Here is a 24448-nt window from a genome sequence, read left to right as displayed (position 1 = left end):
TCAATCTCTTGCTTCTATTACAATAAGTATTCCATCCTCCAATGAAATATCTGCTTGTTCCTCTACAACTTCGTTACTGGTTCCTATACTATCGCCTTTTAACATTGTATAGTTGTTTAACGGATATTTAAATCCTTTTAATGTTATTCCCTTTACAACCTCCGTAAAAGGCTGAAGCGAAACAAAAGGACCAAAGAGCTTATTTTTATATATGGCAGTACTTTTATTAATCATATATATTTTATTATGCTCATCAATAATAGAAGCTTTTATATTTTTATTCAGAGGTAAATATAATAAATGAATATTAGCGAGCATATGGTCAATACGAGTGCCGGTTGCTCCTAATATTACAATTTCACTGCCATTTAATTCAAGCCCTAAACTTAAGGCAATATGAGTATCCGTAGCGTCTTTCTCAGGATTAAATTCATTAATAATAACAGATTTATCATTCCGGTAACTTTCAATTAATTCACGTGGTACGGAATCAAAATCACCTACTATATATTGGAGGGGAATTCCCAGTTTACTGGCTGTTACCAGTCCGCTGTCAACCGCTATTATAGTATCAAACCTGTTCTTTATAAGAAATTCCCTTACGAAATCTATGGATGCCGCTCCGCCTGTAATAATCAGAATACGATTTTCTTTCATATAAATACCCGTACCTTTTAATCTGGATATGTTGCAAATATCTTTCTAAAATCTGCAATATTCTTATTAATATCACCTTTAAAAACAGCGGTTCCGGCTACAATAACATTCGCACCGGCTTTTATTACCTGTTCAACATTGGAAGCGGAAATGCCACCATCAACCTCAATATCTATGTTACAATTTCGACGAAGCGCCATATTTTTCAAATCACTTATCTTCTCAAACATAAACGGTAAAAAAGACTGTCCTCCAAAACCCGGATTTACACTCATTAAAAGAATCATGTCCACATCGTTAAGAACATATTCAAGTGCAGATAAAGGAGTTGTCGGATTCAGCGATACACAGGCCTTTATACCATTTTCTTTAATTTTAGCAAGCGTACGGTTCAAATGTCTGCATGCTTCCGCATGAACAGTAATCAAATCCGCACCGGCCTTTACAAAATCATCAATATAGCGAATCGGTTCCTCTACCATCAAATGTACATCAAAAAAAAGTTTCGAAACAGGACGTATTGCCTGTATGATGGGAACACCAAAAGATATACTTGGAACAAAAGCTCCATCCATTACATCGATGTGAAGATAATCTGCTCCTGCCATTTCTGCCTGTAGAATATCATTACCCAGATTAGCAAAGTCTGCTGCCAGTATAGATGGTGCTAATTTAACCATAATAATAACCAAACCTTTCTCACAACCTGCAAGCTTTAAGCCCCAGGCACAAAGTACCATGTGAAATTATTTTCAACTATTCTTAATATCTCTTTTGATTCTTAATTTCTTCATAAATTTCTGTATAGTTGTTATAACGGATTTTGCTGATTTTCCCTTCCTTTAATGCTTCTTTCACTGCACAGCCGGGTTCATTTAAATGAGCACAGCCATTGAACCTGCAAAAACCATCATATTCATGAAACTCAGCAAAATAATTTTTTAATTCTTCTTTCTCCATATCCTGAATATACAAGGAACTAAATCCAGGGGTGTCCATAATAAAAGTATTACCCTGTATATAAAATAATTCGGAATGTCTTGTGGTATGCTTACCTCTTTTTATTTTTTCACTGATCATACCTGTTTGCATATTAGCATCCGGATGGATATTATTTATAATAGAAGACTTGCCCACACCGGACGGCCCTGCCAGAACTGTTGTTTTATCTTTTAACAATTCACGCAGGGTCTCTATTCCATCCTCTGTATACGTACTAGTAAAAATAACCTTATAACCGCATTTAATATATGCTTCCTCTAATAGTCTGATTTCTTTTTCCGTTACGATATCTTTTTTATTAAAACAGATAACGGTATCCACCTGTTGTTTTAACATTAAAATTAAAAAACGGTCCAATAAGTTCAAATTCGGGGCTGGATCGGCTGCCGCAAAAATAACCAGCGCCTGATCCACATTAGCAACAGCCGGACGTATTAATTCATTTTTACGTTCCAGAATATCACTGATATTTCCCTTCTTTTCATTTTCATCAATTACATCAATAATTACGTTATCACCAACTAATGGTTTTATCTTTTGATTACGAAAGATTCCTTTCGCCTTGCATTCATACAAACCGAATGTTTTTACATAAACATAGTAAAAACCTGCGATACCTTTAATAATCTTGCCTTCCATTATTCTTCCACCGGTGTAAATTCAACTCGCCATGTTGTAGGGTATTGTTCGTATTTTATCAGTTTTCCATTCTCACTGACAGCTCCGTCTTCACCGTCCGCGGCTTCCCTTCCGATATACATCTTAACAGTTCCGGTAGAACCACTTTCACTGGTGTAATCACCTACATTTAACGGGAAACTGTCGTAATCCAGATTTTCTTTTAAGAGTGTTGTGGTATTGCCATCCTGAATAAGCTGTATTTTAACAATTCCACTGTCACCCTGGTAATCAAAAGGATTTTCATCAATTTCAATATGCCCGATGAAAGTCTGGGTATTGTCTTCCGGCGGATCGGTTACACCGGATCCTAAGCTGACTACGAAATCAATTGCCGTACCGCTGTCTACTTCTGTTCCTTCTCCCTTACTTTGAGACATAACCTGACCCTTCGGATAGGTGTCTGAATAATCCGTAGCAACCTCTCCTTTTTTCAGACCTGCAGCTACTAACTTTTCAGCTGCTTTTTTCTCGGTAAGGCCAAGGATAGCCGGTACCTTTACCGTTTTAACTTCCGGACCGTTACTGATTATAACTGTTATCGTATCACCTTTAACCGCATCGGTATCTCTTGCAGGGTTTGTTTCAATTACTCTTCCTTCTTCTATCTCATCGCTGTAAGCATAATCATGCTGTACTACCAGACCTGCTTCCTGCAGTATGGTTACCGCCTGATTGTCCGTTAAGTTATATACATTAGGAACCTGGAAAGGTTTCGAACCAAGACTTACTACTAAACTGACCTCAGCATCGGACTCTACTTCAGTATCCTGAGCAGGATACTGTTTCATAACCATTCCTTTTTCATATTCGTCGGAATATTCTTCCGTTGAAGTGACTTTTAAGAATTCCGATTTAGCATATAACGTATCTTCCGCATCTTTTAATTTTAATCCGACAACCGGAGGAATAACGATGGTTTCACTGGTCTCTTCCGTTGTTGTAGAATCAATAGATTCCTCTGTTGTTGTTTCCGTAGTACTGATTCCGGGTTTATTATCCGAACCTGGAAATAACTTAAAGAAACGCACCACAAAGAAAATAATCAGTATTGTTAAAATTACACCGGCTGCAATGGAGCCTACTAAAATTATTTTCTCAACTCTGGGGTCCACACTGTCAAGTTCTTCCTCTTCATCGGAATCATTCTGGTTATAATTGGTATCCCCCATCCTGCGTCCGTCCGTATTCTGATAGATATCTTTGGAGGTATCATAACCGGCCCCCGTCATTTTGGTTGCACTTTTTATGTGATTTACTTCGTCATCCGATATGTTAATGGTAGGTGAATCATTTACCGATGCATTAGGGATTACTACAAAATCACCATTAGGATTAGAAATAGAACGTTTTAAATCTGCAATTAATTCTGATGCGGACAGATATCTGCGCTCCGGTTTTTTCTGCATACATTTCTGGACAATCCGGTCTACACTTAGAGGTATATTGGGGTCCAGTTCTCTAAGGGGAGCTGCTTCACCCTGAATATGAAGAAGAGCTACGGAAACCGTATTATCCCCGGCAAAAGGTACTTGTCCTGAAAGCATCTCATATAAAGTAACACCAAGGGAATAAATATCACTCTTTTCATCACTATAACCGCCCCTTGCCTGTTCCGGAGACAAATAATGTACGGAACCCATAGCATTAGAAGTAATGGTATTGGATGTGGTTGCTTTTGCTATACCAAAGTCAGTTACCTTTACTTTTCCTTCTTTAGAAATGATTATGTTCTGAGGTTTTATATCCCTGTGGATAATATGATTCATATGTGCGGCTTCCATACCCATGGCAATTTGGATTGCAATACCGACAGCTTCCTTAACCTCTAATTTACCTTTTCTTTCAATAAAATTCTTTAACGTTATACCCTCAACCAGCTCCATTACGATATAATGAAGACCGTTGTCATCACCAACATCATAAACATTTACTATATTCGGGTGGGATAAACCTGCCGCCGATTGTGCTTCTCCTCTGAACTTCTTAACAAAGTTTTTATCATCACTATATTCAGGTTTCAGCACCTTAATGGCAACGAAACGATTTAACCTGTGACATCTGGCTTTATAGACATCCGCCATTCCTCCGGAGCCTACTTTATCAATTATTTCGTATCGGTCACTAATAAACATACCCGGTTTTAACATTCTACCTCACCTCTTTCTACAGTTTTACAACTACGATGGATATATTGTCATTCCCGCCGTTTTTATTGGCTTTGTCTACTAAAGTTTTTGCAGCCGTCTCTAAATCTTCGGGATATTCTCTGACAATTTCCATGATATCTTTATCTTCCATCATATTCGTTAGCCCATCTGAACACATTAATACAATATCATCTTTATTTAATTCTACCTCAAAATAATCCGGCGTTACACTCGCATTAGCTCCCAAGGCTCTTGTAATAATGTTTTTATTCGGATGAAATCGTACATCTTTCCTTTCAATTTCACCGGTTTTTACCATTTCTTCCACCAAGGAATGATCCTCTGTAATTTGCTTTATATTGTCACGGATGACATAAAGTCTGCTGTCACCAACATTCGCCACATACATTATGTTTTCAATGATTGTTGCAACTACGAAAGTGGTACCCATCCCCTGCAGGTCATAATTAGTATTGGCTTCTTCCAATAATAAGTCATTGGTATATTGTAACGCTTCTGATATCATTCCAATTGGAGTTTTTTGCTGATTCGTTCTGATTTTCTCCGTAAAGACTTCAACACAGAATCTAGACGCATAATCACCGGCATTATGACCACCCATTCCATCTGCAACAATAAACAGATTCGGAAGACCGCCAATACTTTTTTCTTCACAAAAAACGTAATCTTGGTTAATTTGCCTTTTCTCCCCAATATCCGTTATTGAAAATGATCTCATGCTTACACCTCCTTGAATTTCAATACCAGACAAACTTAAAGATTTGCTGGTTCCCATTTGAAATACAGAATTATAACTAATCAGAAGTTTTATCCATATAGCTTTTTCTTAATTGACCACAGGCAGCATCAATATCTGTACCCATTTCTCTTCTAATAGTAACATTAATTCTATATTTTTCAAGTATATTTTTGAAATTTTGTATACTTTTCATTTGTGATTGCTTATAATTTCTTTCTTTTATTGGGTTAACCGGAATTAAATTTACATGGCAGTTAAGACCTTTGATACGCTTATACAGTTCAAGTGCATGCTCCGGTAAATCATTTATCCCTTCTACCATACTATATTCAAACGTTATTCTTCGCCCGGTCTTTTCGTAATAGTAAATACATGCATTTATTGCAGAATCGATATCAAATCTTTCCGCTATGGGCATTAGCTGTTTTCTTACCGTATCATTAGGTGCATGTAAGGACAGTGCCAGGGTGATCTGAAGATTCTCATCTGCCAGGGCTTTTATTTTATCAACCAGGCCGCAGGTTGATACCGTAATGTTTCTCTGGCTGATATTTAGGCCATTTTCATCTGATAACATGTGTATAAACCGAACGAGGTTGTCGTAATTATCCAGAGGTTCTCCGGTTCCCATTACCACAACATTAGATACTCTCTCTCCGGATATCCGTTGAATACAGTATATTTGATCCAGCATCTCGGAAGCGGTTAAATTTCTCTCAAATCCTCCAATGGTAGAAGCACAGAATTTACATCCCATCTTACACCCCACCTGTGAGGATATGCAGACGGAATTACCATGATGGTATTTCATAAGAACGCTTTCTAAAACCCGCCCGTCCCATAAGCGGAATAAAAACTTTGTGGTTTCACCGTCTTCCGATTCCAGTTTATTAACAACCGCAAGGTTGGTAATTTCGCTGATTTCCTTTAACTGTTCTCTTAATTGTTTCGAAATGTTGGTCATCTCGTTAAAATCAGAAACCAGTTTTACATGAAGCCATTCATAGATCTGCTTTGCACGAAAAGGTTTGTCCCCAATTTGCTGCAACAAATCCTTTAGTTCATCTAAGTTTAATGATTTAATATCAATTTTTGACATATAACTTCCTTTATCTGAAATATTTCAAAAATATTACAGTAATTTAAATTTTTAAAACTATGTGTTCCAGGTAATTTAAAACTCACATATTTCTTCGTAATTTAGCAATAAAAAAACCATCCATATTATGAATTCCAGGCAGTAACTGAATATACCCTTCCTTAGAGGTGTCACATAATAGGGATGACGGAAGAAATTCATCTATACTTTCCATTTTATAATCATAATGTTCTGTAAACCATCGAACATTATTAATGTTTTCTTCTTTATTTACCGTACAGGTACTGTATAACAAAGTACCTCCTTTTTTTACATATTGTTGTACAACTGAAAGAATGTCCCGCTGTAGTTTTACCAGAGCCTTTTGTTTTTCCCTGGTCATATTGTATTTAATATCCGGCTTTTTATTGATAACTCCCAATCCGGAGCAAGGTAAATCTGCTATAACTATATCCGCTTTTTCAACACTTTCTTTATCAGGAATAAGGGCATCCGCAATTTTTGCTTTTATATTGGTGTAGCCGGTACGTAGGATATTCTCAGTTATTAAGTTAACCTTAGCCTCCGATACATCTCTGGAATCCACCTGGCCGGTAGATTTTAATAATTCCGCCAGATGAAGAGATTTTCCACCGGGTGCCGCACAAACGTCAATAACATAATCACCCTTTTTTGCACCGGAAACGGCTCCCACTAACATAGAACTTTCATCCTGTACTTGAAAATACCCTTTTTTAAAAGCATCCAGCTGCCCCAGAAAGTTGTAATCCCATATCTTAAGTGCATAGGATAAATAAGCTCCGTGTTCTACGGAAATATTATTTTGTTTCAGCAATTCCTTTAAATCCTCAACTGCTATTTTATTCGTATTACAACGAATAATTGTTTTTTTATCCTGAAAAGAAGCCTCTAACATACTTTTAACCAAAGCGTAATCATATTGGGATAGGAAATGTTTCACCAACCATTCCGGTACGGAATAAGCCACACTTAAAAAAGACTCTTTTCTTTCTCTTCCCTTGGAAAACTAACCTTTTTCGTATCCCTGATTATATTTCTTAAAATACCGTTTACAAAACCGGACAGATTCCCGAATCCTCTTTTTTTGGCTAATTTGACTGCTTCATTACAGGCTGCGGAATCAGGAATCTGATCCATATATTTTATCTGATAAACACTCATTCGAAGTAGACCACGGATCAAAGGTTTCATTTTATTTACCTTAACACTGGAATACTGGTTTAGAATATAGTCCAAGGTCAGCATCCGTTCTATGGTTCCCTCACACAGTCTGGTAATAAAAGCTCTGTCCTGTTTTTCCAGGTATTGGTACTGATTCAGGGTACGACTCATAACCGTATGACTGAAATTACTGTTTTGGACGATATCCATTATTATTCCCAGTGCAATTTCCCTGGCGCTTAAATACTCATTTTTATTAATCACGATCCCTTCCTCCAAACAAAATAAACAATCTTAGAAGCTGCAGGATGGAAGCCGCTGCCGCTGCAACATAGGTTAACGCAGCTGCACTTAATACCTTCTTGGTATGGGTTACTTCTTCTCCATATAATATACCAGTCTCATCCAAAATCTTCACTGCTCTTGCAGAAGCATTCAGTTCCACCGGCAGGGTAATAAGCTGGAATAATACGGCACAGGAAAATAGGATAATTCCTAAATTAATTAAAGTCTGGGAATATCCTAAAAATATACCAATAATAATCAACGGCCAGGATACGGTTGCACCAATATTGGCAACCGGGACAAATGCGGTTCTTAGACGTAAAGGCACATAACCTTTATCATGCTGGATAGCATGCCCGCATTCATGAGCCGCCACCCCGATGGCTGCAACAGAAGTCTGCCCGTATACATTATCTGATAATTTTAAGGTTTTATCTCTGGGGTCATAATGGTCCGTTAAGTTACCGCTTACGTGCTGTACGGATACGTCATAAATACCTGCCGAATGAAGAATTCTCTCAGCAGCTTGTGCGCCGGTCATTCCAGACAAACTTCTAACCCGGTTATATTTAGCAAAAGTGGACTTTACCATTGCTGAAGCTCCCAAAGATAGAATGACACCAATGATAACCAGAATATAGGTTGGATCAAAAAATGGATAAAACATAAGTTTCCTCCTATCTGCAAAATATTTGCTATTAATTCGAAGTTTATTAGCAGTTATTTTATATTTAATAGTATTATATTCCTTACCCGTTTTTATTATTTAGTATTTTTCCCGTTTCAAGCAAATAACCTCTTAAGAAAGCATCCACCGTCATACGTTTCTTTCCTTCTAACTGAAGCTCTTTAATTGCAAGACTGTCTTTAGAAGTTTTAACTACAATGGTATTCTTTGTTACTGATACAATTTCACCAGGAATCCCAGCAGATTCCTCTTCAATCACATCTGCATCCCAGATTTTAATAGTTTTCCCGTCTAAAAATGTATAAGCACTTGGCCATGGATTTAACCCTCTGATGAAACGTTCTATCTCTATAGCCGGACGGTTAAAATCAATCAGTCCAATGGATTTGTCCAGCATTTTAGCATAACAGGATTCTTCATCCTTTTGTTTTTCTCTGGGTGCGGTACCATCTTCAATGGCTTTTAGTGCCTTTAAGAGTAATGCACCGCCGCATTCTGCCAACTTATTGTGCAAGCTTCCACCTGTTTCTTTTGAATCAATGGGAACTTCTGCTTTCATAATCATATCGCCGGTATCAATACCTGCATCCATATGCATAATGGTAACTCCGGTTTTATCTTCGCCGTCTATAATCGACCATTGAATCGGTGCGGAACCACGATATTTGGGCAGTAAAGACGCATGTACATTGATACATCCATACTTTGGAAATTCCAATATCGATTTTGGTAAAATCTGTCCGAAAGCAGCAACGACGATTACTTCCGGGTTAATTTCTTTTAATATCGGGAGACACCCTTCCTCTTTTACCCTGCGAGGTTGTAATACCGGTATATTATATTGGAGTGCCAGTTCTTTAACAGGCGTAAATTGTACCTGATTTCCTCTGCCTTTGGGTTTATCCGGTTGAGTTACTACTGCAAGAATTTTGTGTTCCGAATGAATTAATTTATCTAATACGACTGCTGCTAAATCCGGTGTTCCCATAAATACAATATTCATTTATGAATGCCTCCTGTTACACATATAATCTGTCGTTAGGGACAGTTATAAAATATTTTTTACTAACTTAACTTTTTGATTTTTTCACAGCCCCTTGTATTCATTATATAAGAATAGAAAGGTAAAATCTACGGATTAAGAAAGACTTTAGATTATTTAAGAGTTTTTTAATCTTTATTGTGACTATTCAGTCACTCCGGTTGTTCTAAATAAACCAATTATTGTTCTTCATCATCTGATACAGAGTGTAACCCGCCGATTACTTTATCTACATACAAAATACCATTTAAATGATCAATCTCATGACATAGTGCTCTAGCCAACAGTTCCGTCCCCTCCACTATAATCTCTTCCATATTTTCATTTAATGCCTTAACCTTAGCATAATTAGGCCTTGTTACCAGTCCCGATTTACCCGGAACACTTAAGCAGCCTTCTTCTCCTGTTTGTTCGCCGCTTGTTTCAAGAATCTCCGGGTTTATTAAAATAATAGGGCTGTCACCCTCCGGTGATACATCAATTACTACCAGTCTCTTTAAAATACCAATTTGAGGAGCTGCAAGTCCAACCCCCTCTGCTTTATGCATCGTATCAATCATATCGCCAATCAGTACTTTCAGTTTAGATGTCATCTCCGTTATTTCTTTGGATTTCTTGGTTAATATATTATCTCCTATCAATCGAATATTTCTAATCGCCATGTTATCTGTCCTTCCCATTAAAATTAATTCATTTATTTCATAACCGGCTGATTTACTGAATATATCAAAAAATTCTGCCGAATAAATAATATCCTTAAATTCACATTATGTCAATCAGTGGATAAAAATATATCAGTAACTGTTCATAGGGTTAAAATCAAATTGAACATTACACATTTCAAAATGTTCGGAAAAATTAATATAACCTTCCAGGTAATTTTTTAAAAGAATTAGATATTTATAATCTGATTGCTTCACATAAATCATATAACGATAAATGTCATTTGCTTTGGATAAAACTGCTGCAGCTGGTCCGATTATAATGGTATCCTCGGTTATTTGCTCTGTTTCAGCCCATTCTTTGGCAGCGCCGCCAAGTAGTTTCGCGGCAAATATTGCTTTATTTTCATCTTTGGATGCAATAAGTATTGCTAAAATATGAGCTGCCGGCGGATATTTCAGTAAATCCCTGTAGTTCATTTCCTGTTTGTAAAAACCGTCGTAGTCATTATTACTAGCTGCAGATATACTATAGTGTTCCGGCTGGTAGGTCTGTATCACAACCTCTCCGGGAAGCCTTCCGCGCCCTGCCCTGCCCGCTGCCTGAACTAAAAGCTGATAGGTTCTCTCCGCCGCGCGGTAATCGGAAGCATATAAAGATAAATCGGCGGCAAGAATACCAACCAATGTAACCATGGGAAAATCATGGCCCTTTACAATCATCTGTGTACCTACTAAAATATCTGCTTCCTGATTAGCAAAGGCAGATAATATTTTCTCATGCCCATCTTTTGTTTTTGTCGTATCCGTATCCATACGTAATACCCTGGCTTCCGGGAATTCCTTTTTCACCATTTCCTCCACTTTCTGGGTTCCGGTTCCGAAAGCAGCAATATATTTGGATCCACAGCTTGGACATTTGGAAGGCATAGATTCTTCGTGACCGCAATAATGACAGATAAGTGTCCCATTATTATGAGCAGTTAGAGAAACATCGCAGTGAGGACATTTCATAACAAAACCGCAGCTTCTACAGGAAACAAAACCTGCGTAACCTCTTCGGTTTATAAATAATATAATCTGTTCCTTTTTATTAAGCCTATCTTGTATCAGTTCTTTTAAATGCAAACTAAAGATTGATTTATTTTTTTTCTTTAATTCTTCCCTTAAATCTTCAATCCAAATTTTAGGCATTCTGCCTTCCCCGTTTCGGGAGGGCAACGTAAATAACTTATATTCGCCTTGTAACGCTTTCTTATAAGATTCCAGGGATGGTGTTGCTGATCCTAATATAATACTTGCTCCGGATAACTCCCCTCGTTTTATGGCCACTTCTCTCGCATGATATTTGGGCGGATTTTCACTTTTATAGCTGCTCTCATGCTCTTCATCCATAATAATTAATCCTAAATCTTTAAAGGGCGTAAACAGTGCAGATCTGGGGCCAATCATAATATCAATATCACCATTCTTAGCTCTCATAAACTGATCATAACGCTCGCCCTGGGATAGCCTGGAATTCATAATGGAAATTCTACTGCCAAACCGTTTATAAAAACGCATTACGGTCTGGTATGTTAAAGCTATTTCAGGAATCAGCATAATTACTTTCTTACCCTGTTTAATTACTGAAGAAATTATTTCTAAATAAACTTCGGTTTTACCGCTTCCTGTAACGCCGTGTATCAGATAGGTTTTACGGAAACCGGCTTTATAATCCCTGATTATCTCATCTGCAATAAACTTCTGTTCCTTTGATAATAGGATGGATTCATATTCAGTTTCTCTATTGCTTAAAGGATTCCGGTATAATCTTTCTACTTTTGTAGTAATAATCCCTATCTTTTCCAGATCCTGAATGGTTGTTCTTGCAATGTTTAATTTATTCACTGCCAGCTCATAATCAAGCTCTTCGATTGCCTGCGGCTGTTCATCCGAATCACTGAAGAACGCTTCTAACAAACGGACCCTGCCTTTATTATTTTTCTTTTTAAATACTTCCAGATAGTTCCCTGCTTCTTCGGCTGATATTGCAAGCCTGATAGTTTTCTTTTCTATGGATTTCACGGATTTTTTCACCGGAATTACAGTTTTTAGGGCATCATTCATAGTAGCCCCAAAAGTTTCCTTAATCCAATAAGCCAGGCTGATTAACTGACTTTCAATCACCAAACCATTTGGCACGATTTGATGAATCGGCTTAATTAATTCTACTTTCCATTTAGCGGTCTCGGATATATCTACAATATAACCTTTTATAAATCGGTTGCCCTTTCCAAAGGGAACAATTACTAAGGCTCCTATTATTGCTTCCTCCCTGAATTCCTCCGGTATGGAATATTGGTATGATTTATCTAAGTTTTCGTGGGAAATATCTACTATAATATCTGCATAATGCATACCAAATCACCGCCTTTGTTTCATCCCGATATTAGAAGCTCTGTAACCAGTTTATTTCGTCTCTTCACTGATTGCTTTTACAATCTCATCTGTTTTCATTCCTCTGGAACCTTTAATAAGAATTCCGTCTCCGGCTTTTAAATGTTCTGCAAGATATGTTATAACCTCTTGATTATTAAAAAATGTTTGAGTTATGATATCCGCCTTTTTATCCCGAATTGCTTGGGCAATATGATAAGCATCTTTACCAATCGTAATTACCTCATCAATTTTCTGATCCGCTATATAAACCCCTACATCATAATGCAGCTGCCTGGAAAGCTCACCTAATTCCCAGACATCAGCTAACACGGCTATTCTTCTTTTGACACCGTCTAATTCCAATAAAACATGAACACCGCTTTTCATGGAATCCGGACTTGCATTATAAGAATCGTCTATTATTTTAACCTGATTCACTTCTTTAATCTGGCCCCTCATAGCGATAGGCTGGTAATCATAGAGACCTGCCTTTGCGGTAGTTACAGGGATATTATATTGCTCAGCAACCGCAATTGCAGCCAGGGCATTAAATACATTATGCAGCCCTAAAACACGCAGTACGATTTCTTCCCCGTCACCATCCATACCCAGGTTGGTACTTTGTTTCTTCCTTAATATAAAGTGGGTTTCCCCATTTACCGTCTGTATCTTCTCTGCCCTGTAATCGCAGAACTCCTCTGTTCCAAAGGCTGTTACTTTGGCAGCCAAGTACTTTTCCCTTGTTTTTTCACAGATATCCAAATCTGATAAATGATTATTATTATCTTTATATAATTCACTTAACAAATCATCATTACCGTTAATAAATAAAACTGAGCTTTTCTGAAAACAGTTAATGATATTTAATTTCTCCTTACGGATATTTTCCCTGGTTTTAAGTTGTGCTATATGGGAAACTCCGATGTTGGTCATAATAGCTGCTTCCGGTTTTGCTATGGCGGCCAGCTTTTCCATTTCTCCCGCTTCACTCATACCCATTTCAATTACTGCTATGTCATGCTGCGAGTTAATACGAAGCATCATAAGAGGCAGTCCTACCTGACTATTCATATTACCTTCCGTCTTTAGAACATTATATTTTGTAGCTAATGCCGCCGCAACCATTTCTTTCGTAGTAGTTTTTCCAACACTGCCGGTTATACCAATAACGGGTATATTAAATCTACTTCTGTAGAATGTTCCCAAAGCCTGTAATGCCCTAAGGGTATCCTCTACTTTAATATATACCTTATCCTCCCGATCCACATTCGTATGTCTGCTGGTAAAACAGGCTGTGGCACCATTTGCAAATGCATCTTGAATAAAATCATGTGCATCCACTCTTTCCCCTACGATAGGAACGAAAAGGGATCCCAATTCCGCATTCTTGGAATTGGTACCTACTGAAGTAATTTTGGTATTTTCATCACCATTCAAAATTTTTCCGCCGACTGCCTCTGCAATTTCTTTTACGCTTAAAGCTTCCATTTTACTCCTGCCTTCTTAATTTCTACACTTTTTATATTTAGATAATCTGTATTCCTTCCTCTTTTAAGTCAGCTAATACTTCTTTTATTAAATCTCTTTCATCCATTTTATATTTGACACCTTTTATTTCCTGATAATCTTCATGTCCCTTACCTGCCAGAATGATTACATCACCGGTCTTAGCATTTTGGATACAGTAACGGATTGCTTCTTTCCGGTCAATAATTGATATATATTTACCGGGACCTTTTTTTACTCCGCTTATAATGTCATTGATAATATCCTGTGGTTCTTCATTCCTTGGATTATCTGATGTAACTACGGTAAGGTCTGCCAGTTTAGAAGAGATTTCTCCCATTTCATATCTTCTTAATTTAGAGCGGTTGCCTCCGCAGCCAAACAGACAGACAAGTCTTTTTGGATTATATTCTTTTAATGTTGTAAGAAGACTTTCCAGACTCATGGCATTATGGGCGTAATCAATCATTAAAGTAAAATGATCGGAAATATTTACCGGTTCAACCCTGCCTTTTACTTTTACAGCACTTAACGCTTTTTGTATATTTTCCACCGGAATCTCAAAATGCCTGCAGATAGCGATGGCTGTTAAGGAATTATATACGCTGAATCTTCCGGGCACATTAATCTTAACATCAAAATTCATAAGCCCCTCTGCCCTGTACTTAACCCCAAGACTTCCGCCCATACTGTGTAAATCTATATCTACCGCACGTAAGTCCGCATTATCTGACAAACCGTAAGTCTCCAACTCACAGGTGTGGTCCTCAAGTACTTTCCATACATGACTGTCATCCATATTAACTATGCCGACTTTACAGTTCTTAAATAATATACCTTTACACGCCATGTATTCTTCAAAATCTTTATGCTCATTTGGTCCGATATGATCCGGTTCGATATTGGTAAAGATACCGAAGTCAAATGAAAAACCTGCAACACGATGCAGCATTAATCCCTGTGAAGAAACTTCCATAACGACGCAGGTACAACCGGCATCTGCCATTTTACGAAAATATTCCTGAACTACATAGGATTCCGGAGTTGTATTATTAGCCGGTATCACCTCATCACCAATAATCGCTTCAATGGTTCCGATTAAACCGGTTTTAATTCCTGCTCCCTCCAATATGGAACGTACCATATAGGTTGTTGTTGTTTTACCCTTTGTTCCGGTTATGCCGATTGTTTTAAGCTGTTTTGCCGGATAACCAAAATAAGCTGCCGACATCTGGGCTAAAGCAAGCCTGGTATCTGCGACACGAATTACTGTAACTTCTTCCGGTACAGAAACTTCTTTTCTACTACAACTGCTGCTGCGCCTTTTTTTATTACTTCCGGAATAAAGTCATGGCCATCTCTTACTGCTCCTGTAATACAGATGAAAACAGAACCTGGAATTACTTTTCTGGAATCATAAACTAAGGCAGTAACCTCCCTCTCCAAATCTCCTTTAAGACAAGAATACTCTGCTTTTTCAAGCATATACTTTAAATTCATAGGAACCCTCCCAATATTTATTTCATATTAATTTTATATTTAACTGCCGGTAAAAAGTGCTATTTCCGCCGAACAACTTATAAGAAATTACTTTCAAAATATTTTATCAATGGCGATGCTTTTTACCATATTATATTACAAAATCCCATCCAAAATATTACTCCGGATGGGAATGAATCATGACAATAATACAATATGCCAAATAGAATATATCGTTTCCACAGTTTGCTTTCACTTGGTATATTTCTCCGTTTATTATATAACAGGATATATGGCTTGTCAAATTTCTTTTCCCTAACTTCCCTAACTAAACAGGTAGAAAATATTATCATCCTATGCTATACTTTATTGGTATATGTATATTAATAAAGTAATCAGAGGTGAATATTATGTTTTTTATAATGGGAATATCCTCCGCCCAAAAAAAGCTAGAATTTATACAGACTATTCTGTGTAAAAAATGCAATCATTTCGGCAGGTTAGAACTTTTTATGACTTATACTTACTTTAGTTTGTTTTTTATTCCGATTTTTAAATGGAACAAAAAATTTTATGCTAAAGTCTCCTGCTGTGGAACACTCTATATGATAGATGAAACCCTGGGCAAGAGAATTGTAAAAGGAGAAGCCTTAACATTATCGGAACAGGATTTACACGAAGTATATAATGGAGACTCTTATACAAAAAATAATGCGTGTCCAAATTGTGGATATTTAATGGCTCCTGATTATTTATATTGCCCAAAATGCGGTTTTAAGCTCTAAATTAAATTATATTTTATATAGAAGAAAATACTTTTTAACAGAAAATACACTATTTATCATAAATAATAAAGCGGATTACCGACCGACAAGACAGGAGATATAATGGAAAGAAAAAACCAAATTACTAATCCAAGATATCAGCAGATAGCTATGGATATCGCTTCAAAAATCGTAGATAAACACTACAACATCGGTGATAAAATATATGCCAGGTCCTCCGTAGCAAGCCAATACGGTGTATCCTCCGAAACAGCCAGAAGAGCCATGTGTATCCTATCTGATCTTAATATTGTGGATACAACCAAGGGTAGCGGAGTAATCATAAAGTCTTATGAAAATGCATTAAAATTTGTACGGCAATATAATGATATTCAAACCATCACCAATCTGAAAAAAGAAATAATGGATAGTGTTAACCGTCAATCCAAAGAAATTGATTATTTTAACCAATGCCTGGCCAAACTTATCGATTATACCGATCGTTTTCGGTCAATAAACCCATTTATTCCATCTGAACTGGAGATTACCTCAAAATCTGTCTATCTTAATAAAACGATTGAAGAAGTTAATTTCTGGCATAATACCAGCGCAACAATCATTGCAATAAAAAGAAATGATTCATTAATTTTATCACCGGGTCCCTATGCGGTATTTTTAGAACATGATATATTATATTTTATCGGTGATGAAAACAGCTATGACAGAGTCAGATTATTTATGTATCCACGTAAAAATAAAAAACTCACTAAAAAACAGCATTAATCTTACCATCCAGTTTTTCATATCGAACAGAGTTAAACCTTATACAAATCAAGTAGTTTTGTATAAGGTTTTTTATTTACGCGAAAGCAAAGTGAGAATTAGCAAGCTTGCTTGCAATAATTCGAACGCGCACGCGAACCGGAGAAACTCGCAAAGCGTGTTTCCTCCGGTTTCCGCGAGGTGAATGATCCTCAGAGTAAGCTGAATAATTGTGAACGTCCAAGCAGCGGAGAAACTTAGCGAAGTTTTTCTTCCGGTTTTTTATAAAAACGAACGGGAATGGCTAATGTAGTGAATCATAGCCCAACCAGTATGAAATACACTTGAACATATTAAAAACAGCTGCTATATAAGTAATACCTTTAGATTTGACAAAGTAACAACTTTTATTTATAATTGGATTGTCACTAGTAACAACTTTTATTTATAATTGGATTGTCACTAGTAACAACTTATTACTTTACACAAGTTATTACTTTGTAAAAAGGGAGGTAAAATAATGATAAAATTTGAAAATGTAACAAAAAACTTTAAGGATAAAAAAGTATTAAGAAACATTACCTTAGATATAAACAAAGGGAATCTGGTTGCTTTTATCGGAGAAAGCGGCTGTGGTAAAACTACCACGCTAAAAATGATAAACCGGCTGATCAGACCATCTTCCGGTAATATATATATCAATGGAGAAAATATCGAATCAAGAGATATCATAGAACTACGCCGACAAATGGGTTATGTAATCCAACAGACCGGACTGTTTCCCCATATGACCGTCAAAGATAATATTGAAATAATCCCAAAAGCAGAAAAAAGGGATAAATCCGTGATTGAAAAAAGAACCTATGAACTGATGGAAATGGTCGGTCTAAAACCGGAAGAATATTTACACCGATATCCTGTCGAACTTAGCGGCGGCCAGCAGCAAAGAGTCGGTGTTGCCAGAGCATTTGCAACAGATCCGGAAATCATCTTAATGGATGAGCCTTTTTCTGCATTGGACCCCATAACCCGAATTGGCCTGCAGGATGAGTTAATCAATTTACAGTCACATCTAAGAAAAACAATCGTATTTGTAACTCATGATATGGATGAGGCAATTAAAATTGCCGACATGATCTGCATTATGAGAAACGGGGAAATTCTTCAATATGATACTCCGGAAAATATTTTAAAAAATCCATGCAATGATTTTGTTTCTAAATTCGTAGGAAAAAACCGCATATGGACTTCTCCCGAATTTATTAAAGCGGAAGATATCATGATTACTTCCCCTGTTACCTGTATGCAAAATATGACATTACTTCGTTGTATGGATAAAATGCGCTCCAATAAAGTTGACAGCCTTATGATAATTGAGAATACTACAAATCATTTAATAGGCACTATAAGCGCACAACAAATACAGCAGCAATCTGACCGGGCCAGGGAAGTAAATTCTATCATGTCGACTGATTTTCTTAGCGTATCTCCCCAGGATAATATTATAGACATATTAAAACTTGTTGAAGAAAATCAAGTTTCCAATATTCCTGTAATAGATGAAGATAATACTCTGCTCGGCTTAATAACCAAAAGCAGCCTGGTAACTACATTAAGTCAGCAATATTTAGAAGTTGAGGGGGTATAGTATTATGAATTTTATTAATTATATCATTCAAAACAGTAATCAAATACTAACATTAACTATGGAACATATCCGGCTTACAGCCATATCGGTTGGTTTTGCTATTTTAATCGGAGTTCCGTTAGGTATCCTGATAAGTTATGTAAAAAAATTGAATAAACCTATATTAGGAATTGCCAATCTTGTTCAGGCAATCCCAAGTATGGCTTTGCTTGGATTTGCAATACCGTTTTTAGGTATAGGTACTTTACCGGCAGTGGTAATGGTAATATTATACTCATTACTGCCGATCATAAAAAATACCTATACAGGAATCCAGAATATAAATACCCAGACCTTAGAAGCCGCACGCGGAATTGGACTGACTAAACTACAGATTTTATATAAAGTACAGATTCCTTTAGCTCTGCCTGTTATAATGGCAGGTGTAAGGATATCTGCTGTTACGGCCGTGGGACTTATGACAATGGCAGCTTTTATCGGTGCAGGCGGTCTTGGCTTTCTAGTCTTCTCCGGTATCAGAACGGTAAATAACAATCAAATATTAGCAGGTGCAATCCCTGCATGTATCCTTGCATTGCTTGTAGATTTTCTGATTGGATTAATTGAGAAATCAGTGACACCCATCAGCCTGCAAAAGGATGGATTACTAAATAGAAAAAAAGCAAATCAAAATAGAATTCATAAATTTATTTTATTAACAACTGCGGTATGTTTAGCAGTAATATTGGTTATTACAGCAGTAACCGGAATAAACCGGTCCGAAAAAGTAATTCGAATAGGAAGTAAAGATTTTACCGAACAGCATATCTTAGCTAATATGTTTTCTGATTTAATAGAAGAAAAAACAGATATCACAGTAGAACGTAAAATAAATCTTGGCGGAACCCAGGTATGCTTTTCAGCACTGAAATCCGGTGATATTGATCTTTATTTTGATTACAGCGGAACCGCTTATGGTGATACATTAAATTATCCTCCTATTTCTGATATGGAGAAAGTATATAACACGGTTAAGACAGATTTTAATAACAAATTTGACATTGATGTTTTAAAACAAATGGCTTTTAATAATACTTATGTTCTGGCCGTAACAAAAGAAACCGCTGATAAATATAACCTTAAAACCATTAGTGATCTTGCAAAAGTTGCATCCGATCTGCGTGCCGGTACTACATTGGAATTTTTGAACCGGATTGATGGTGTACCCGGGTTGACAAAATTTTATAATTTTAATTTTAAAGATACAACCGGTCTGGATGGTTCACCAAGATATGTTGCTTTAATGAATCAGGAAACAGATGTTGTTGATGCCTTTTCTACAGACGGTTTATTAAAGAAATTTGATCTGGTTACCTTAGAAGATGATAAACACTTCTTTCCACCCTATTATGCAATACCTTTAGCAAGAGCTGAAATCATTAAAACCTATCCTGAATTGGTACCTGTCATAGAAGAACTTGGTGATATACTGACCGATGAAGTAATGATTGAATTAAATTATAAGGTTGATGAACTCCAGATGGAACCTGCGGTTGTTGCAAAAGAATTTTTACTGGAAAAAGGGTTGATTACTGGATAAGATAAAAATTATTAACTTAAAATAATCATAAAATAATTTAGCATTTTTAGATTAATATTTTAATGCTAAATTATTTTTATTTGTACAGATTATATTCCTTATTTTATTAAATTTCTATTTATAAAACAGGAAAACTGATACAAAAGTAACTGATTTTATAAAAAAATCTTATATGTATTTTAAATTAATCTATATATAAAATCTTATTTCTAACATTGCATACTCTTGATTTATTTTAGATTTTGCTTTATAATAAGCTAATATGAAAAAATATACAAAGAGAAAAGGGAGGTATCATACATGCTGCATATTAAAACATTGGATGAAGGCCTGGATGTATTTAAAGCTCTTGGTTCGGAGATCAGGATATCTATCATTAAGTTATTATTAAAAAATAAAGGAATGAATATGAACGAACTAGCCAGCAGTTTAAACATTACAAACGGCGCTCTGACCAGTCATATAAAAAAATTAGAGGATTGTGGAATCGTTACAATTGTCAGTGAATCCGCAGGCCACGGTAATCAAAAAAAATGTATGGTACACCTGGACAAAATACTTGTTGAATTTGATAGTGAAGAGCAAAAGAAAAATATCTATGAAACCGAACTTAAAATCGGTCATTATTCCGATTACAAGATATTTCCTACTTGTGGACTGGCAACTGCAAATCAGTTAATCGGTGAAGTAGACGATGCCAGATATTTTGCTCATCCCAGCCGAATAGATAGTGACATTTTATGGTTTACAAAAGGATATGTGGAATATATCATTCCTAACTTTTTACCGGTACAGCAAAAAATAGATCAAATAACTATATCCGCTGAGCTTAGTTCGGAAGCACCGGGAGTCAATGATGTATGGCCTCCGATATTTACTTTTATTTAAATGAAAAATGCCTTGGAATGTGGACCAGCCCCGGAGATTTTGGTGATGTAAAAGGGATTTTTACCCCTGACTGGTGGTACCCTAACTGGAATCAATATGGATTACTTAAATTAATCGTAATTAATAATACCGGAACATTTATTGACGGCCTTCAAATTTCAGGCGTCTCCTTAAAGGATTTGAATCTGGATTATAGAAGTACTATTAAGTTTAAATTTGCAGTTCCGGATGATGCGGAACATGTAGGCGGATTAACTATATTCGGACGTAATTTCGGCAATTATAATCAGGATATTAAAGTTCGTATCCATTATAGTCCTATTGAGGATAATTCTAACCAATCCAATACGGATACTTTATAAAATACAATATGGGTATATAGTTCGAAGCTTCTTTGAATTATATACCCATTTTTAGTTCATAGGAAGTTACTCCCTATGAGCTATACTACCATGGCCTGCACATGACATGATTATGAAATCTTTACTAAAGAGACAGAGCAAGTGAGTACTAGGACCTCCTGAAAAACCAGCTTCCCTCTTTCTTAATTATTCCATTGGCGCAAGGCCGCTTCCCCATATGGCTATACCTTTATCAGAAAGTGCCGTAAAGGTCATTACATTCTTTTTACCGGATTCATCCCACTCTTTATTCACAACACCCTTGTATGAATTTTCTCCTATCGTTATAATAATGCCGGTACCGTCTTTATCCAATTTCCAGGAACCGATTACCGCTCCGGTTATGGTATAATCTTCGTTCAACTCTATTAATTTTGACACGACCACTTCCGGAGATATGGTATTGCTATGATTAATGTATTTATAAATTCCTGTTATTTGTTTATCTGAATATCTTTCAATTTTTTCACCGGTATAACGGTAAGGTGATACCACCGGCCAGCCATCTTCATTTAAATACATCTGGTGTACCCGTACTTCATGAAATTCACCCTTTGTTTCAAAACGTGTATGGAAAATTAAAAATATTGTCCGGTCTTATCATTGTATAATACAGAATTATGACCGGGGGATACATATCCATACCGTTTCTCCCCTTCTTCTCCTTTCACCCAATCGAATCGATAGCTTCCCATTAGCTTAGTACCATATTGGTAAATGGATTCATCGTTAAAAAAAGTTCCGTCCTTACCTTTGCAATGAATCATATCATTTCCATTGGAATCGTAAAAAGGTCCGTCCGGTGTTTTAGACCGGATCACCCTTATATTATAACCTCCGTCTTTTGCTAACCCACCAAAGGATAAGAACATATAATAATATTTTGTTTCAGGACTATATATAACAAAAGAGCCTTCTATCCTGACATGATTGCCTCCCAGTATTTTCTTACCATACCCTTTTTCTAACGGAAACCCCGTTTCCGGATTCATTTCCAATATAAAAATACCACCCGAATAGGAACCATAAGACATCCATAACCTGCCGCTGGTGTCGTAATATAAGCACGGATCCACTACATTAGGCTGAATGGTAGCGTCATAGGTATTACCATCCTCACTGGGTATCCCCGGACCCATTCCCGATTTTAGTATAATTCCAAGATCTTTATACGGTCCTTCCACCTTATCCGAAACGGCTACTCCCAGACTGGCTAAGGGCGAACTTCCCTCACAGGTACAGTAATACATATAATAACGGCCATCCTTAAGCTGTATTACATCCGGCGCCCAAAAAGTATTTGTTTTAGCCCATTGGAAAGCTTCTTTCATTTCATTCCTGGCATCCGGTATAATGGGATTATTTTTTGTAACACCGGATCCGATTAAATCCCAATTCATAAGATCTTTTGACTTTGCTCCTGCCAAATGAGAACCAAATATGTAATATTCTCCTCCTGTTTCTATAATGGAGGGATCATGTACCGACACATCTTTAAAAGTATAAGTAACCGGATTATCCGCTTTCAGTTTCATATCCTTCGGAACAGTAATAACTGATGAAACCAATTTGTCCGGATTATTTTTTATATTTCGTCCTGTATTTGCCACTGTTTCATGAATATTCCCTGAACAACCTGTTAACAGTACCATAGACATAGTAATAAAACCTATAAACATATTTTTTTTCATATTAACCCCCTATTATTAATGTTATTAGGTAATTGCCCATTAATGTTGTAGTTATTATTTACATTGTAGTAAACTAATTTATTATTAACTATACTTATTACCTCTTTATAGTAAATCTGTTTTATATAAATGTCAATTATTTTATTATTTACTATATAAATTAATTAAAATCATTTATACGGGTTATTCCATTAGCTCTTATCTTCCGTTCCCATTCCTGTTTATATTAGTAATATACTTATGCCCTTTGCGTAACTAAAACCGGAAGAACACGTTTGCGAGTTTCTTCCGGTTTACGGGCGCATTGGAATTATTGCAAGCAAGCTTGCTAATTTTCACTTTGCTTTCGCGGAAATAAAAAAAAGCAGTTGCAAATAGTTTTTCACTTATTTGTAACTGCTTTTTTCTGATTTTTATATTTAGTATTTAATTTAATAAACCAAATTTTTTAAGCGGCCATATTCGAAGAATTGCACGTCCACCGATATTTTCTCTCGGAACAACTCCGACTTCCTCATAGCGGCTATCTAAGCTTACTTCCCGATTATCTCCCATAACAAAATATTCACCATCTCCTAAAGTCAACGGTTCTTCTGCTGTCCCGGCGAAGGTAATCGGTTCTTTTCCGTAATTTTCTTTCAGTCTTTCACCATTGATATAGATATCGCTGCCTTTTATCTGTATCGTCTCTCCCGGTAAACCGATAATCCGCTTTACATAATACTCTTCATTCTTTCTTCCATGAGGATAGAATACTATAATATCAAAGCGTTTTAATTTATCTAAATGATAACTTATTTTTTCTACCATAAGATGCTCCCCGTTATGCAGGGTATTTTCCATTGATGGACCATCCACTATAGTTCTTTGTATTACATAAGTCGGTATTAAGTAAACACAAGTATATATAATAATTGCATATATAATAATATCCATCAGGATAGATAAATGTTTCCGCTTTTTCTCTTCTTTCTTTACCTTTGTATTATCAACTGAATAATATGGCTCGTATTCTTCTATATTCTCTTTACCGTTTTCTTCTTCGAATTCTTCTGTTTTTTTCTCTCCGCTCATTATTATAATCTCCAATCAGCTTTCAGTAAT

22 protein-coding genes and 1 pseudogene are annotated in these 24448 nt (G+C 36.3%); 6 read left to right on the top strand and 17 right to left on the bottom strand.

Annotated elements, in window-relative coordinates:
* The 14 genes and pseudogenes from Ana3638_RS15670 to Ana3638_RS15610 all read right to left on the bottom strand — a co-directional run bounded on the left by Ana3638_RS15670 (position 1) and on the right by Ana3638_RS15610 (position 15632).
* Positions 1-657, bottom strand: a complete 657-nt coding sequence (locus Ana3638_RS15670) for a thiamine diphosphokinase (RefSeq protein WP_161838870.1) — start codon at positions 655-657, stop codon at positions 1-3.
* 17 nt (positions 658-674) lie between these two features.
* Positions 675-1337 (bottom strand): ribulose-phosphate 3-epimerase, encoded by a 663-nt coding sequence (rpe, locus tag Ana3638_RS15665; RefSeq protein ID WP_161838869.1) that lies wholly within the window; start codon positions 1335-1337, stop codon positions 675-677.
* A gap of 82 nt (positions 1338-1419) precedes the next feature.
* On the bottom strand, positions 1420-2298 hold the full coding sequence (rsgA, locus tag Ana3638_RS15660) for a ribosome small subunit-dependent GTPase A (RefSeq protein WP_161838868.1): 879 nt from the start codon (positions 2296-2298) through the stop codon (positions 1420-1422).
* Positions 2298-4487, bottom strand: a complete 2190-nt coding sequence (gene pknB, locus Ana3638_RS15655; RefSeq protein WP_161838867.1) for a Stk1 family PASTA domain-containing Ser/Thr kinase — start codon at positions 4485-4487, stop codon at positions 2298-2300. The genes rsgA and pknB overlap by 1 nt, the downstream gene beginning before the upstream one ends.
* 16 nt (positions 4488-4503) lie before the next feature.
* Entirely contained in the window at positions 4504-5226 is a 723-nt protein-coding gene (locus Ana3638_RS15650) for a Stp1/IreP family PP2C-type Ser/Thr phosphatase (protein WP_161838866.1), read from the bottom strand.
* Between the two features lie 76 nt (positions 5227-5302).
* Positions 5303-6346: a 23S rRNA (adenine(2503)-C(2))-methyltransferase RlmN gene (rlmN, locus tag Ana3638_RS15645; RefSeq protein WP_161838865.1), complete on the bottom strand. Its 1044-nt coding sequence runs from the start codon at positions 6344-6346 to the stop codon at positions 5303-5305.
* Between the two features lie 82 nt (positions 6347-6428).
* Positions 6429-7334: a 16S rRNA (cytosine(967)-C(5))-methyltransferase RsmB gene (gene rsmB / locus Ana3638_RS15640; protein WP_330587601.1), complete on the bottom strand. Its 906-nt coding sequence runs from the start codon at positions 7332-7334 to the stop codon at positions 6429-6431.
* A 2-nt stretch (positions 7335-7336) separates the two neighbouring features.
* Positions 7337-7792, bottom strand: coding sequence for a transcription antitermination factor NusB (locus Ana3638_RS26360; RefSeq protein ID WP_330587600.1), 456 nt, complete (start codon positions 7790-7792; stop codon positions 7337-7339).
* Positions 7785-8480, bottom strand: a complete 696-nt coding sequence (locus tag Ana3638_RS15635; protein ID WP_161838864.1) for a zinc metallopeptidase — start codon at positions 8478-8480, stop codon at positions 7785-7787. The genes Ana3638_RS26360 and Ana3638_RS15635 overlap by 8 nt, the downstream gene beginning before the upstream one ends.
* An 82-nt stretch (positions 8481-8562) precedes the next feature.
* Positions 8563-9504: a methionyl-tRNA formyltransferase gene (gene fmt, locus Ana3638_RS15630; RefSeq protein ID WP_161838863.1), complete on the bottom strand. Its 942-nt coding sequence runs from the start codon at positions 9502-9504 to the stop codon at positions 8563-8565.
* Positions 9505-9722: 218 nt separating this feature from the next.
* Positions 9723-10205 carry a peptide deformylase gene (gene def, locus Ana3638_RS15625; protein ID WP_161838862.1) on the bottom strand — a complete coding sequence of 161 codons (483 nt, stop codon included), beginning with the start codon at positions 10203-10205 and terminating at the stop codon, positions 9723-9725.
* A gap of 132 nt (positions 10206-10337) precedes the next feature.
* Positions 10338-12605 carry a replication restart helicase PriA gene (priA, locus tag Ana3638_RS15620; protein WP_161838861.1) on the bottom strand — a complete coding sequence of 756 codons (2268 nt, stop codon included), beginning with the start codon at positions 12603-12605 and terminating at the stop codon, positions 10338-10340.
* A gap of 51 nt (positions 12606-12656) precedes the next feature.
* Entirely contained in the window at positions 12657-14114 is a 1458-nt protein-coding gene (locus tag Ana3638_RS15615) for a UDP-N-acetylmuramoyl-tripeptide--D-alanyl-D-alanine ligase (RefSeq protein ID WP_161838860.1), read from the bottom strand.
* A gap of 37 nt (positions 14115-14151) precedes the next feature.
* A pseudogene (locus Ana3638_RS15610) lies at positions 14152-15632 on the bottom strand (UDP-N-acetylmuramoyl-L-alanyl-D-glutamate--2,6-diaminopimelate ligase).
* Positions 15633-16021: 389 nt separating this feature from the next.
* Between Ana3638_RS15610 and Ana3638_RS15605 the strand changes: the two are divergent.
* From Ana3638_RS15605 to Ana3638_RS26345, 6 genes are all read left to right on the top strand, one after another.
* Positions 16022-16396: a zinc ribbon domain-containing protein gene (locus Ana3638_RS15605; protein WP_161838859.1), complete on the top strand. Its 375-nt coding sequence runs from the start codon at positions 16022-16024 to the stop codon at positions 16394-16396.
* 102 nt (positions 16397-16498) lie between these two features.
* Positions 16499-17158: a TrkA C-terminal domain-containing protein gene (locus Ana3638_RS15600; protein ID WP_161838858.1), complete on the top strand. Its 660-nt coding sequence runs from the start codon at positions 16499-16501 to the stop codon at positions 17156-17158.
* A 499-nt stretch (positions 17159-17657) separates the two neighbouring features.
* Positions 17658-18785: a betaine/proline/choline family ABC transporter ATP-binding protein gene (locus tag Ana3638_RS15595; RefSeq protein WP_161838857.1), complete on the top strand. Its 1128-nt coding sequence runs from the start codon at positions 17658-17660 to the stop codon at positions 18783-18785.
* Between the two features lie 4 nt (positions 18786-18789).
* The gene (locus tag Ana3638_RS15590; RefSeq protein WP_161838856.1) at positions 18790-20364 is read left to right on the top strand and encodes an ABC transporter permease/substrate-binding protein; all 1575 of its coding nucleotides are present in this window, start codon (positions 18790-18792) and stop codon (positions 20362-20364) included.
* Positions 20365-20664: 300 nt separating this feature from the next.
* Positions 20665-21252 carry an ArsR/SmtB family transcription factor gene (locus Ana3638_RS26350; RefSeq protein WP_330587598.1) on the top strand — a complete coding sequence of 196 codons (588 nt, stop codon included), beginning with the start codon at positions 20665-20667 and terminating at the stop codon, positions 21250-21252.
* Positions 21225-21614 carry a hypothetical protein gene (locus tag Ana3638_RS26345; RefSeq protein ID WP_330587597.1) on the top strand — a complete coding sequence of 130 codons (390 nt, stop codon included), beginning with the start codon at positions 21225-21227 and terminating at the stop codon, positions 21612-21614. The genes Ana3638_RS26350 and Ana3638_RS26345 overlap by 28 nt, the downstream gene beginning before the upstream one ends.
* Positions 21615-21800: 186 nt before the next feature.
* Here the strand turns inward: Ana3638_RS26345 and Ana3638_RS25275 are convergent, their stop codons facing one another.
* The 3 genes from Ana3638_RS25275 to lepB form a co-directional block, all read right to left on the bottom strand.
* The gene (locus Ana3638_RS25275) at positions 21801-22175 is read right to left on the bottom strand and encodes a lipocalin-like domain-containing protein (protein WP_246240279.1); all 375 of its coding nucleotides are present in this window, start codon (positions 22173-22175) and stop codon (positions 21801-21803) included.
* Between the two features lie 56 nt (positions 22176-22231).
* On the bottom strand, positions 22232-23344 hold the full coding sequence (locus Ana3638_RS15580) for a family 43 glycosylhydrolase (RefSeq protein ID WP_246240277.1): 1113 nt from the start codon (positions 23342-23344) through the stop codon (positions 22232-22234).
* A gap of 426 nt (positions 23345-23770) precedes the next feature.
* A complete protein-coding gene (gene lepB / locus Ana3638_RS15575) occupies positions 23771-24418 on the bottom strand; it encodes a signal peptidase I (RefSeq protein WP_161838855.1) in 648 nt (215 codons plus the stop codon).
* Between the last annotated feature and the right edge of the window lie 30 nt (positions 24419-24448).

This window comes from Anaerocolumna sedimenticola (genome assembly GCF_009931695.1).
GTDB classification, from domain to species: domain Bacteria; phylum Bacillota; class Clostridia; order Lachnospirales; family Lachnospiraceae; genus Anaerocolumna; species Anaerocolumna sedimenticola.
This window is presented reverse-complemented; position numbering and strand designations above follow the sequence as displayed.

What these genes read in the sequence shown, in the direction of transcription:
- Ana3638_RS15670 (WP_161838870.1), bottom strand. Translation starts at nt 657, where the DNA reads ATGAAAGAAAATCGTATTCTGATTATTACAGGCGGAGCGGCATCCATA.
- rpe (WP_161838869.1), bottom strand. Translation starts at nt 1,337, where the DNA reads ATGGTTAAATTAGCACCATCTATACTGGCAGCAGACTTTGCTAATCTG.
- rsgA (WP_161838868.1), bottom strand. Translation starts at nt 2,298, where the DNA reads ATGGAAGGCAAGATTATTAAAGGTATCGCAGGTTTTTACTATGTTTAT.
- pknB (WP_161838867.1), bottom strand. Translation starts at nt 4,487, where the DNA reads ATGTTAAAACCGGGTATGTTTATTAGTGACCGATACGAAATAATTGAT.
- Ana3638_RS15650 (WP_161838866.1), bottom strand. Translation starts at nt 5,226, where the DNA reads ATGAGATCATTTTCAATAACGGATATTGGGGAGAAAAGGCAAATTAAC.
- rlmN (WP_161838865.1), bottom strand. Translation starts at nt 6,346, where the DNA reads ATGTCAAAAATTGATATTAAATCATTAAACTTAGATGAACTAAAGGAT.
- Ana3638_RS15635 (WP_161838864.1), bottom strand. Translation starts at nt 8,480, where the DNA reads ATGTTTTATCCATTTTTTGATCCAACCTATATTCTGGTTATCATTGGT.
- fmt (WP_161838863.1), bottom strand. Translation starts at nt 9,504, where the DNA reads ATGAATATTGTATTTATGGGAACACCGGATTTAGCAGCAGTCGTATTA.
- def (WP_161838862.1), bottom strand. Translation starts at nt 10,205, where the DNA reads ATGGCGATTAGAAATATTCGATTGATAGGAGATAATATATTAACCAAG.
- priA (WP_161838861.1), bottom strand. Translation starts at nt 12,605, where the DNA reads ATGCATTATGCAGATATTATAGTAGATATTTCCCACGAAAACTTAGAT.
- Ana3638_RS15615 (WP_161838860.1), bottom strand. Translation starts at nt 14,114, where the DNA reads ATGGAAGCTTTAAGCGTAAAAGAAATTGCAGAGGCAGTCGGCGGAAAA.
- Ana3638_RS15605 (WP_161838859.1), top strand. Translation starts at nt 16,022, where the DNA reads ATGTTTTTTATAATGGGAATATCCTCCGCCCAAAAAAAGCTAGAATTT.
- Ana3638_RS15600 (WP_161838858.1), top strand. Translation starts at nt 16,499, where the DNA reads ATGGAAAGAAAAAACCAAATTACTAATCCAAGATATCAGCAGATAGCT.
- Ana3638_RS15595 (WP_161838857.1), top strand. Translation starts at nt 17,658, where the DNA reads ATGATAAAATTTGAAAATGTAACAAAAAACTTTAAGGATAAAAAAGTA.
- Ana3638_RS15590 (WP_161838856.1), top strand. Translation starts at nt 18,790, where the DNA reads ATGAATTTTATTAATTATATCATTCAAAACAGTAATCAAATACTAACA.
- Ana3638_RS26350 (WP_330587598.1), top strand. Translation starts at nt 20,665, where the DNA reads ATGCTGCATATTAAAACATTGGATGAAGGCCTGGATGTATTTAAAGCT.
- Ana3638_RS26345 (WP_330587597.1), top strand. Translation starts at nt 21,225, where the DNA reads ATGGCCTCCGATATTTACTTTTATTTAAATGAAAAATGCCTTGGAATG.
- Ana3638_RS25275 (WP_246240279.1), bottom strand. Translation starts at nt 22,175, where the DNA reads ATGTATTTAAATGAAGATGGCTGGCCGGTGGTATCACCTTACCGTTAT.
- Ana3638_RS15580 (WP_246240277.1), bottom strand. Translation starts at nt 23,344, where the DNA reads ATGAAAAAAAATATGTTTATAGGTTTTATTACTATGTCTATGGTACTG.
- lepB (WP_161838855.1), bottom strand. Translation starts at nt 24,418, where the DNA reads ATGAGCGGAGAGAAAAAAACAGAAGAATTCGAAGAAGAAAACGGTAAA.